The 11,884-nt window shown below is 58.9% G+C and carries 9 protein-coding genes; 4 read left to right on the top strand and 5 right to left on the bottom strand.

Annotation, left to right across the window (positions count from 1 at the left end):
* Positions 1–30: 30 nt before the first annotated feature.
* Complete coding sequence (locus BLM14_RS16360; protein WP_100000363.1) at positions 31–537, top strand: CMD domain-containing protein; 507 nt, start codon at positions 31–33, stop codon at positions 535–537.
* Position 538: 1 nt separating this feature from the next.
* Positions 539–1,117 carry a peroxidase-related enzyme gene (locus tag BLM14_RS16355; RefSeq protein ID WP_100000362.1) on the top strand — a complete coding sequence of 193 codons (579 nt, stop codon included), beginning with the start codon at positions 539–541 and terminating at the stop codon, positions 1,115–1,117.
* Between the two features lie 276 nt (positions 1,118–1,393).
* Here the strand turns inward: BLM14_RS16355 and BLM14_RS16350 are convergent, their stop codons facing one another.
* The 5 genes from BLM14_RS16350 to BLM14_RS16330 form a co-directional block, all read right to left on the bottom strand.
* On the bottom strand, positions 1,394–1,708 hold the full coding sequence (locus tag BLM14_RS16350; RefSeq protein ID WP_100000361.1) for a DUF3303 domain-containing protein: 315 nt from the start codon (positions 1,706–1,708) through the stop codon (positions 1,394–1,396).
* 328 nt (positions 1,709–2,036) lie between these two features.
* The gene (locus BLM14_RS16345; RefSeq protein ID WP_100000360.1) at positions 2,037–5,378 is read right to left on the bottom strand and encodes an adenylate/guanylate cyclase domain-containing protein; all 3,342 of its coding nucleotides are present in this window, start codon (positions 5,376–5,378) and stop codon (positions 2,037–2,039) included.
* Between the two features lie 33 nt (positions 5,379–5,411).
* On the bottom strand, positions 5,412–7,727 hold the full coding sequence (locus BLM14_RS16340; protein WP_100000359.1) for a rhodanese-like domain-containing protein: 2,316 nt from the start codon (positions 7,725–7,727) through the stop codon (positions 5,412–5,414).
* A 356-nt stretch (positions 7,728–8,083) separates the two neighbouring features.
* Positions 8,084–8,440: a hypothetical protein gene (locus BLM14_RS16335; RefSeq protein WP_100000358.1), complete on the bottom strand. Its 357-nt coding sequence runs from the start codon at positions 8,438–8,440 to the stop codon at positions 8,084–8,086.
* Positions 8,441–8,648: 208 nt separating this feature from the next.
* Positions 8,649–9,737, bottom strand: a complete 1,089-nt coding sequence (locus BLM14_RS16330) for an AI-2E family transporter (RefSeq protein WP_100000357.1) — start codon at positions 9,735–9,737, stop codon at positions 8,649–8,651.
* An 827-nt stretch (positions 9,738–10,564) separates the two neighbouring features.
* Here BLM14_RS16330 and BLM14_RS16325 point away from each other — a divergent pair.
* On the top strand, positions 10,565–10,999 hold the full coding sequence (locus BLM14_RS16325) for a GlcG/HbpS family heme-binding protein (protein WP_100000356.1): 435 nt from the start codon (positions 10,565–10,567) through the stop codon (positions 10,997–10,999).
* Positions 11,000–11,044: 45 nt separating this feature from the next.
* Positions 11,045–11,812 carry a hypothetical protein gene (locus BLM14_RS16320; RefSeq protein WP_100000355.1) on the top strand — a complete coding sequence of 256 codons (768 nt, stop codon included), beginning with the start codon at positions 11,045–11,047 and terminating at the stop codon, positions 11,810–11,812.
* Positions 11,813–11,884 lie beyond the last annotated feature (72 nt).

Genomic DNA, 11,884 nt, shown 5'->3' with positions numbered 1-11,884 from the left:
GGAACACCTTTCAGTAGATTGAGGATAAACATGAGCGCTCCTTCCAACTTCGACGTGATCGACACTGTTCTCGGCCTCGACCGCTTTGCGGACTTCAAGGCTCTGCGCGAGCAGCGCGCAAAGCTGAAGCACCTGACGCAGACGAGCTATCAGGCCGCTCTTCGCCCCGCCGAGCCGCGCAACTTCTCTTACCCGCTGAGAGCCGCATTGGCCGCGCGCATGGTAGCACTTTGGAAGTCACAGGAGCTTGTCTCCCACTACCACGCACTTCTGGACAGCGAAGAGGGCGGTTCGGAACTCCGCGCGATTACCGATCCGGCGTCAGAGGCCGCGGGGGTTAATTCGCGCGTTGCCGCAATCCTCGCCCATGTCGACTTGGTGACGCTTTCTCCGAAGGATGCGACCCGCGCCAACATCGACAAGCTTGCGACTGCCGGTCTCGACGATCGGGATATCGTGACGCTCGCCGGCTTAATCGCCTTCGTCAATTATCAGGTGCTGGTCGTGGCCGGCCTCAAGATGCTGAGAGACAACTGACATGTCGCACGCCGTACACGAATTCACCGTCGAGGCACTCGATTGGAAGCCCTATGTGAAGCCAGTCGACATGGACGCGGCAACGCCTGAGCAGCTCGAGGCGCTGAAGACGACGCCGTCCAACAGGAAAATTTCAGACTACGTGCTGGTACTTGCCAACGAGCCGGAAACGCTGAACGAACGCACGCCGCTCTTCAACGACATCATGTATAGCGAAGGCGGTCTTTCGCGCGGCGGTCGCGAGATCGGGGCACTTGCAGCCTCTTTTGTAAACCGCTGCATATATTGCGCGTCGGTGCACGCGGCCCGCTACATCCAACTCGAAAAGCAACCGGACGTGGTGGCAGAGGTCTTCAAGAACGGCCTCGACGCGGACCTGCCGGAGTTCGAACAGGCACTATTCAATTTTGGCGTCGATCTGACGGCGCATCCCGATAAGGTCGGCACCTATCAGTTCTACCATCTGCGCCAGATCGGCATGGACGATCTCCAGATCCTCGATCTCATCCATGCGGTCGCAATCTTCGGCTGGGCCAACCGGCTAATGCACACGCTTGGCGAACCGCATCGGCAGGAGTGAGTCGAAGCGAAGTGCACTCGTCGCGAGCGATGAGCTTGAGGAGCGGCCATGCAATGAACGCTCCGCCGTGCCAACGACGAAGGCCATCGCCACGAGATGCGCACGCGATAGTCTGTCGAGTAATCCGCCATTTCCGTCCAGTGGAGCCGGTGGTCACCTTTGCCGGGCGCACGAACAGCGCAATAGCGGCCGCTTCCTTGGGGGAGCCAACACGGCTCAGCAGCAACCGGTCGGCCGCCCACCCGAAGCAAACATTTGCTTCGATACTCTCAAATATCACTTACGTTTGAGTCCATCGCGCCAAGCAATCGCTTCTAGTTCGACCCGGACGGCGTCCTCGACGGCAATCACGGGTCGTGCCTGGAATTCAAAAGCAGGCCAGGTCGAGCATACCTTGTGAACGGCCAACGGATCATCGCAATCCACCAACATATGCCCACCCCACTCGCCCACTCGCACAACGAATAACTCGATCTTGAAATTGGCGGGTGCCTTCCATTGAGTGAAAACCTCCAGTATCCGCTTCTGGGCATTCTCGTACTCCGTAGGCGATCCTTGCGGACGTTCGAACCAGCTGATCATGTACTTCATCGTCATCCTCCACTATTTGAGCTGAAATCCTCGGAACGACTTAATCTTGAACAACAGCCTTGCGCGATTGGGCTTCCTTGACAAGTCGGCTCTTGGCGCTATGCGGACATTCCCAAACACCGATCAATTGAATTCGCGAGATTGCCATTCCACCGTTCGTTTCATGACGGCGACGTCGATCTCGCGCGCAACGGGATTGGATCGAATCCCTTCAGCGATGGCGATTAACCAAGTCAGCGTGACATTGGAGGATTCCGATGGAGTCGCTTAGCGAAGAGCGCGCGGGGGCTAGCGGAAGGAAGGATGGCTTCGATCATTGTAATTGCATCTATCGAAGTTGGTCGAGCAACTCCTTGGCATCAATGACATCGCGCGTATCAAAGCCCTCGGTGAACCAGGCGTAGACAGGCGCGAGCAGGTCGCAGGCTTTCCGCCGGTCTCCACGGTGGGCCCACAGGCGAGCAAGCGAGGTCGATGCGCGCAGATCGAGGGATGCGGCGTGCTGTTCCTGAGCTACCTCGATGGCGCGGAGATAATGTGCTTCGCTTCGCTCGACATCGAGTGCTGCTGAGCCGAGTAGTAGGAGATCTCCAGCGATCCGGTGAAGTTCCGACTCCCAGAGGCGCGCGCCGCTGGCCGCCACCTCGGCTATTGCTGGCTTCAATGCATTCATGCCGGCGTCTGCCTCGCCGGCCAGTCCACAGACGCTGGCGAAAAGGCACACATGAAAGCCAGTCACCTCCACGTCATCAGACAGGTCGGCTGCAAGGGCCTCTTGGATCGTGGTCATGCTCGTTCGAGCCTGCTGTTTGTTACCAAGCGCCGAAATGTAGGCCCTCTGCAGCGTGGCATAGGGTATCCAGCGGGGCACTCCATCACGCGCCATCTGCAACACCATCTCGATCTTTTCCCGAGCCGCGGCAGCATCGCCGCGAAAGCAGTGAAGGATGATCGCATACCAAAGGGCGTGCATAATGCTGGGGCGATGCGACAGTTTGCGGGCCAGGGCCAGGGCTTCTTCTGCTCGGGCCAGCGCCCGGTCTGGAAAGCCGAGCATCCACAGGCTTACCCCCTCGTGGGCAATGGCGCACACCGCAGGGTCGTGACCGCCGTACATGAAAGCGTGAGAAAAATGCTCGGGTCGGTAGAGGGCGAGACCCTGTGCCGTGTGCTCGCATACCGACTGCCACTCGCCGAGGCAGTATCGCGTCGTCCATTGGGTGTGCTGGGCTTCCAGCAGCAGGGAGTGGTCCCCGGAGCGCCGGGCAATCGTGACGAGCTGGTCGGCAAGGTCACGCGCCGTGCGCATCTGCCCCCGGGCGCGATTGCAGGTCCACAGTCCACGCAAGACGGGGAAGAACTGGGATGTCTCGCTGCCGAGTATGTTGCATAGCTCGTGTGCCCGTGTGTAGGCGGCCATGGCCTCGGCTGATCCATGGCCCTTAGCGGCGACCTGTGGAATGCCGAGTGCAAGCTGGAGGTCGATCTCGCGGTTGTGGCGTTCCGGAGTCTCGGGAAGTGTCGCGAGAAGATCGAGGCCGTTGGAGAGGTGGGCGATGGCTTCTGCGTTGGCCGAGCGATAATTGGCGCGCAGGCCCGCCTTGTGCCAGTACGATACGGCATCATCGAGCAGACCGCCCTCGGTTGCATGATGGGCAAGCACCTCCGGCTCCGCCTCCGCTCGGTCGGGAAAGCGTTCGCGGAGGACCGTGGCGATCCGGCAGTGGAGTTGCTGGCGTCGGCTCTTCAGCAGCGACTCGTAGGCGGCATCCCGCACCAGCGCATGCTTGAAAGTGTAGATTGCATCCGGGGGCGTGTCCCGGCAAAACGCGAGTTCGGCGCGGACGAGTTCATCCAGAGCGGTCCTGAGCTTCGGCTCGTCCATCTGCGCGGTCGCGGCGAGCAACTCGTAGCTGAACTCGCGGCCTATGACAGCGCCGATCTGCGCTATCTCCTTAACCGGCATCAACCGATCGAGGCGAGCCAGGAGCGAGTCCTGCAGCGTCGAGGGGATGGCAAGCAGCGGCAGCGAGCCGGTGAGCTCGTAGCGCTCGCCGGTTTCGCGGAGCAGTCCCGATTCGAGCACCGCCTTTGTGAGCTCCTCGACGAATAGCGGCACGCCTTCGGTCTTGGCGAGAATATGTGCTTGCACGTCGGCAGGAAGCGGCCGCCCGCCGGAGAGATGGTCGATCAACACCGCGCTTTCGCTCCGCCCGAGACGATTGAGGGTCAGCAGGGTCACATGCGGCCGGCCGGTCCAGCGTGGTATGAACTCGGGCCGAAAGGTAACAATCAGCAAGACCGGCATGCGCTCGATCCGATCGACGACGCGATCGAACAGCTCGAGGCTCGTGGGATCGAACCAGTGAACATCTTCGGCCGTCATGAGCACCGGCTGCTTTGCCGCGAGGCCTTCAAGTTGGGCAAGCAGTACTTGAAACGTCTTCGCTTTTTTCTGTTCCGGTCCATACTCGGGGAGGGAGTATTGACCTGATGTCGGGATCGCCAAATGTTCAGTGATTAATGGGATCGCCAATTTCGGGTCAGATACAGCCAAGACAAGCAGTGCCTGCAGCTTGGCCAACTTCACCTCGGGCACATCGTGGTGTTCGATTCCGGCTGCGCGCCGCAGCTGGTCCATCACCGGGAACAGTGCGCTGTTCGTGTGATAGGGGGAGCCGTGATAGCGCAGCGACAGGCATTCCTCGCCATGAAGTCGCTCACGCAGGGCGACCGCGACGCGCGACTTGCCGATGCCCGGCTCGCCCGACAGCAGAGCTACCTGACCGATGCCATCCTTTGCCAGCCGCCAGCATTCGAGGAGCGCGGCCAGTTCCTGATCGCGGCCGACGAGCGACGCGAGCCGCATCCCGTGCAGCGCCTCGAAGCGGCCCTCGGCTTGGCTCTCGCCAATGACCAGCCACGCCTGCACCGGAGTGGCGAACCCCTTGAGGTCGTGAGTGCCGAGATCCACCAGCTCGAAAAGCTCGCCAAGCAGCAGCCGCGTCGAGGCGGCGATGACCACACAGCCGACCTCGGCCAGGGATTGCAGTCGTGCCGCCAGGTTCGGCGTTTCGCCGACCACCGCCGCCTCCTGCGCAGCGCCCTCGCCAACGAGATCGCCCACGACCACCAGACCCGTTGCGATGCCCACCCGGGCCCCCAAGGGTTCTTTGGCTGGCGTCGCCAGCCGGGCGACTGCTGCGGCGATGGCGAGGCCGCCCCGCACCGCCCGTTCGGCCTCGTCCTCGTGCGCCCGCGGCCAACCGAAATAGGCCAGCACTCCGTCTCCCATGAACTTCGCGACGTGGCCATCCATGCGCGTGATCTCCGCGGCCACCGCGTGTTGGTACGTCCGGATCACCTCGGCCATTTCTTCCGGGTCCAATCGACCTGACAATGCGGTGGATCCGACGAGATCAACAAACATCACCGTCAGTTGGCGACGTTCGGCTTCCGGGCTGGGCGTTGAACCGGCCGCTGGCATGTCAGACTTGCCGAGCTCCGCAATCGCGGCCAACACGAGCTTCCTCGGGCCCATCGGGAGGCCCAGCGCTTCAAGGTCCGCATCCGACAGATGCGGGAGCACTTCGGGAGTGATCTCGTTCTTAGCGAAGGTCGTGGCATATTTGGCGAGCCCAAGGCCCGCGAGCCACCCGGCAATGTCCATGACATCCTCCGTGTAGTTCCGAGGTATACCCGACTATTGCGGCATACTGGCCTCAACCGGGTAGTGGGCGTCCTCCCAGGCGGGGAAGCCACCAGCAAAATGGTAGACGTTCTTGAACCCCCATACCAAAGCTTTGGCCGATGCGTAGGCCGAGTCTCCGCAATATTTGCCATGGCATGAGAAGATGACTTCCTCGTCCTTGTTTGCGGCGTTCGAAAGCGTGTCGTTGGATAAATTCTCCACGACAGATAAGTTGATGGCTCCTGGTACATGCCCGCGATTGAAGCTCAGGGTGGTGCGCACATCGACCAGTTTGACGCCGCGGTCGTGCAGCCGCTTGGCCGTGGGCGCGTCTATTTTCGTGGTACCCCTGACGTTGTACTCGCCGTTGCTCTTGCTTATCAGTCGAGCGTAGTCGTCATATGAAATATCAGTCCCGGCTCCCTCCTGCACCCCGGCTTTTCGCAGGCCCTCCTGCAGACGATCGCGGTAGGTCCTTTCGTAATAGAAAATGTCACCATACCAATACCACCCCAGTTCCTGAACAGTGAGAGGGGAGTAGCCGGCAGGAACAGTGAGCGCATCGTACTTTGCGATGTTGGCCTTGACGCCATCGGTGCGCCCGAGATGACCGAAGCTCGACACCAGCGTGGCATAATCCTCGGCCACATCCGATTGTCGAGTCACAAGGAGTTCGAGGCTCTCGACCGCATTCTCGTACTTCTCCTGGTGGAACAGCGACATCGCAAGGACCCGCAGATAGCTTGGCGGGTATTGCGGATCGAGCCGCATGGCCTGTCGCACTTCCCGTTCGGCCTCCGGGGCACGGCCCGTGGCGTTCAGGACACGCGCCTTGCTGATATGATTTTCTGGATCGTTCGGAGCGAGTTCCATGGCTCGGCTGACTCCGGCAAAAGCTTCGTCATAGTGGCCCTGTCTTGCCAGCACCTCGGCCGAGATCGCATAGGCAAGCGGATTTGGCTTTCGCATTGCCAAGGCCAGGTTTTGATCCACGCGTTCCATCGCCTTCTGAAAGCCGAGACTGGCCGCCTCCCAATTGGAAACCGCAATTCTCCAATTCGCCGAAGCGAGCGCCGCATAAGCACGGCTATAATTGGGATCGAGAGCGACTGCCGTTTCGAAAAGAGGAATTGCCTTGAGCGTCTCATCCTCGGTGTCACGGCGCAGATGGTCCCAGCCCTGGAGCAAAGCGTCGTAGGCCTGCGGGCTCTTGGTCTCCACCTGCTCGGATTCAGCTTTCTCCGCAGTCGTGAACTCGACTGTGAGTGCAGACACGATCTCGCCGATGACCTTGTCCTGAAGCGAAAAGATGTCGCTCATCGCGCCGTCATAGCGGTCAGCCCACAAATGATGACCTCCAAGAGCGTCTATGAGCTGTGCGTTGATGCGGACCTGGTCGCCCTGGCGTCGCACGCTGCCCTCCAATACGTAACGGACCCCTAGATCCTCCGCAACCTGCTGCACCTTCGTGGGTTTGCCCTTGTAGGCAAACGTGGAATTCCGAGCGATAACGAAGATGCCCGACAGCTTCGAAAGGTCCGTGATCAGGTCTTCCGTCATGCCATCGGCGAAATAGGCCTGTTCGGGATCCGAGCTGATGTTGTCAAACGGCAGGACCGCGATCGACGGCTTGTCAGGGAGGGGGAGTGCCATGCGGGCCATCGACGCCGTTTCGACACTCGTCTTCCACGGGCTTAACCATAGGACAGGGGCGGCAGCCAAGAGAAGCAGGGCAATTGTCGCGGGAATGCCCCATTTGCGAAAGTGTCGGATCTTAAACCGCCGACTGCGCTCGGATCCCTCGAACCGTACGCGATAGGTACGCACGGGCCGCGTGATGTTTTTCACATGCTGTTCGCCGATAAATTCCAGCGGCAGTTCGAGCTTGCCTTGCAACTGGTCATAGGCAGTACCGGATATAAAAAGCCCTCCGGACTCACATATCTGCTCCAGGCGAGCGGCGACGTTTACACCATCACCCAGCAAATCATCGCCCTCAACCACGACGTCGCCGAGATTAATGCCCATACGGAAGAGAAGGCGGCGTTCAGGTGAAACCTCCGCCTGGCGTGTTGCGACCTCCTTTTGCAAAGCCACCGCGCAAGCAACAGCATCTACCACAGAGCCGAATGCCATGATCAAGCCGTCGCCCATCTGCTTAACAATGCGCCCGTGATATTCCGCCACCAATGGGTCGATTGCTTCGCAGCGCAACGCTTTCATCGCGGTCAGCGTGCCAGCCTCGTCAGCCTCGATAAGTCGCGAATAACCCACAATGTCGGCGGCGAGAATTGCGACCAGCCGCCGCTCGGCATGATCTACTCCCATGGCCACCCTCTCCAGCGAGGTGAAGAACGCCTCGCTATTGGGTCCCTCGGTCGACGGGAACACTCACCGTCTTTCCGGCCTCCATAATTCTACTCCCGTTTCCTCCTCGCTGCGAGCAGGTTCTTTGGAGCGCAAGGTTCTTGCCCGCGTCTCGTTCAATCCAGTCGAGTCGCGACGAGTTTGCCGTCCATCATCATCGGGATGATTGCCAGTTTCTGGTCGGTCCCGCGCGATAGAATGTAAATGCCAAGCGCCTGGAAATCGACGACCGATGCGGGCTCGTGCCCTGTCTATTGTTGGGAAGAGAAGAAAACGGGCAGATTCCCTAGGGTCCTTCAAATGCTCAGTGGTCGAGATCAATACCATCGACGACGCGTATCGGTCAAAGTTTGCCCAACAGCGACGCCCAGCAGGAAACCGATAATACCGACGATGCCAAGTATAGAAGTCGTGGTGCCGGGGTTTTCGCGCGCAATCTCGGAAACTGCTTGAGCTTGCGTGCGCAGTTGCTGCGTTGCCCGTGAGGCCAGCGACGATGCGCCTTCAGACAGATCGGAGGCCTGGTCATGCGCATTGTTCAGTATTTTGGTGCTTCGCTTCGCTATCGTTCTGTTGATTTTCGCGATCTCGTTTCGAAGCGCCGCGATCTGTTTCTCCAGGGATTTTTGCATATTGTCAGCACTCGGTAGTGCAGGCTCAGGTGCGTCGGCCATGGGATTATTCCTTGAAATGCAGCTGCTAAGAAACGGTATTCACGCGGATTTGTTCCGAAGCGAGCTTAAGCTGTATCTGCAAATATTTGCTTGAAATGCCTTGTATCCGATGTAGTCCCGTGGGTTCCTACCCGTTTGGAGAGCCTCCACCGTCAACCGCTCCACAATACTTTATGGTTCCAACACGCCACTTCTCTAAATCAAGAGCTCAGTCAGCATCCGTCGGAGGCGGCGTGGGATGCCTGCGTTCCTCTAACTCGGCGGCGGTCCACTCAAGGAAGAGGCTGTAGGCGACCGCAAGCAGCGCCGGGCCGAGGAATATGCCAATGAGGCCAAAGGCGAGAACCCCACCAAGCAACCCGAACAGACCGAGCAGCACGGGCAGATTGTTGGCCTTACCGAGGACATAAGGCCTGAGGACATTGTCGATGCTACTGACAAGCAGCAAACCCCATGCCACAACGAAGACGCCCCACCAAAACATTCCCTGCATAATGAGCCATAGCGCCACCGCGCCCCACACAAGCGGGGGGCCGACGGGGACAAACGACATAACGAACGTGAGGAAACCAAGCACTAACGCCTGAGGAACGCCGGCGATCCAGAAACCGATACCAGCCAAGAGGGCTTGCGCAAGTGCCGTACCGATTAGGCCGTAAACGACGCCCTTCACGGTTGCTCCGACCACCATGAGCAGCTGTTGGCCGCGGGAGCCGGCGAATCGTTCGCTGATTTCGCGCATATAGGCTGTCATCCGTCGGCCGTGGAGATAGAAGAAAAAGGCGGTGAATACACTCAGCACGAGTTCAAGAAGGCCAATCCCGAATACCGTTCCGCCAGTTACGGCGATATCGGTGACGGGGCCGACCAACTTCTTGAGCTCAACGATGAAGGCGGGAGCGTCGTGAGCCAAGCTCTGCCAATAGCCAGCCAAGCTCGCCCCAACCACCGGCACCCCCTCGACCCAACGCGGTGGCGCCGGAGGACCTTGCTCGAGAATGCGGATCGTCCCCGTGATCAGGCTGCCTATGCTGTCCGCCAGAGCCGCCACCATGACGGCAAACGGGGCGACAAGAACGAGGACTACCAGCAATGTCATCAGGGCGGCCGCCAGTGCTTTGTAGCCGCCGACTGCCCGCTCGCACTTCTTATAGATGGGCCATGTCGAGAAACATATGACCGCCGCCCACAGGATGGCCGACAGAAAGGGCCAAAGCACAACAACGCAGCCGATCGCCAGCAAAAGAAGCGCAGCGACCCCCAAAATCTGTTCGATCGGCTTGCCGAGAGGTATCACTACCGATCACTCCTCGTCGGGCGGCTTGCTCGCTGCAAGGTGACTTCTACCGAAGCCCAAAATAACCGAGTACAAAGAGTACAATGACGACTGCTCCGACCAGCCATATGAGGTTGTTCATGCTATGCTCCTTGTCTGCGGCATCTCAACAATGCCGATAAACAGTCCGGTATCTCGTTGAGGCCGTATGGGATTGCTCAATACCAGTGTCCACGGCCGTGCCAACCGCTTCCGGCTAGTAGAACAATGAGAAGAACTACGATTAGAAGGGTGGTGGTATCCATGGACGTTTCCTATGAGTGCTCTTAGCCGCTCCGCGGCTCATGCCCTGAGCAAATGCGTGTTACTCGTGATGGCACTCCAATCTCAAGTAACGTGCGGCACCGCGCTATTGTTCCAGTGGAACGATCTGAAATCCTTCGCTATGAGATCTCGCTTGTAATCAACTGCGCCAGCGCGTTTCCGCCCCGGCGGCGATCCCATATCATAATGGCGGACGTGTTAAGTTTACGATGCCGGTCCATGAACTGCGTCCTCGGCACCTCGGGAGCGATCATGGGCACTAGATGATCAAGGGCTCAAGCGCGACCGTTCAAATGCTTTGCGCGTTCTCGGTAGGCTGCGTCGAAATCGCCGATATTATTTGACAACGCCTAATAGTCCATTTCGGACTTCGTCATTCAGTGCTGAGGTCGCTGGGCATTTTCCTTTCATCAAGACCGGCAGATGACATGAAAACCTCTCGTTCACCGTCCGGCCTACTCAAAACCGGATCGATAGCTAGCGCAAAGCGAGCCGATCAGAATGATGAACGAAAGGAAACGCCTATGTCTATTTCTAAGTGGAGCGCAATGGCTGCAGTCACCCTTCCTAAATACGGCGCTGACATCTCCGTGGATACCGCCAAGGTTATTGCCGCTGCAGCAACCAAGGAATGTGCTGCTCACAGCTGGCCAATGGCTATTGCAGTGACCGACACACACGGTGCCCTTGTATACTACGAAAAGATGGATGACACCGAACTCTCCCAGGCCGCCGTTGAAAAGGCCGCCGCAGCAGCCCTCTACAAGCGCCCGACACGTGCATTCTACGACGTAACTGCGAAAGCCGGTCCGTTCATGCTGACCATGCCTGGCGTCCTCGCTGCTCCTGGTGCGTGGCCGGTGATCAAGGACGGCAAGATCATCGGCGCTCTCGCTGCCAGCGGTGGCACGGGGGATCAAGACGACGTTTGCGCCAAAGCTGGCCTAGCCGCCCTCTAACGGTCATAGCGCGCGCGAGTGCGCCCCTTTCAAAGGAATAGGATCATGTTCAAATTCAATCCTGTCGATATTGCGTTGACCCTTGCACTGATCGCGGCTCCGATCATGCCAACACCCGCTGAGGCCGCTGAAAACTTTAGTGGCAGCAACACTGACGTTCGCACCATTCTGGCTTACAAAGCCTCCACCACTGCTTTGGAGAAGTTTCTGCCTGAGGGCTGGGAGCTTAGCCCGATCAAAGAAGGACCCTCTGCGGGCGCGAATCTGCAGGTCGAGTTCGTAGATCAGCTGTTTGCAGTTGGGACTGATGGAAAAGTCGGTGCGCCATACCGGTATGTGCTGTTTGGGATTCCCGTCCGCAAAAAGGGCAGTAGCGAAGATGTCCTGATGCTGTTCGACGGCTTGTCTCGCTGCGGCGCAGGCCCATACGAAATTGCGGAAAAAGCTACTGACGACGTTACTCGTTCGGTGAAGTACAGCTCGAATCCATCGGTGGTCACTGAATCGTGGACATTCGAAGGAGGCGGAGAGAAGGTTTCTCTGCAAGCAGAATTTGAGCGCGGTCCTCTCAAAACAGAGAAGGCTGAGAGCCATGTATATTCGCAGTTGAAGCCAAGCTTCTCCCGCATCTACCGTTACAACGAAGCAACTGACGTCGTTCAGGCTGAAGGTGCGAAGTCGGAACGTCTCCGCTCGTTTTTGCTCAAGGCAGAAGGCGGAAAACTTACCGCTGTCTTCGACGGGTCGCAAAGCCTGGTTTCCGTTGTCTCGCTGCCGGTTTATTCCCGCGACATCTTCGTGCCGACGCCGTAATCCACCCCCCGCCGTGGTGACAATCAGCGGGACCGCCAAATTCCCGTTACAATCCGACTGTCGCCGCGAGTG

This window comes from Phyllobacterium zundukense, assembly GCF_002764115.1.
Classification (GTDB): domain Bacteria; phylum Pseudomonadota; class Alphaproteobacteria; order Rhizobiales; family Rhizobiaceae; genus Phyllobacterium; species Phyllobacterium zundukense.
This window is presented reverse-complemented; position numbering and strand designations above follow the sequence as displayed.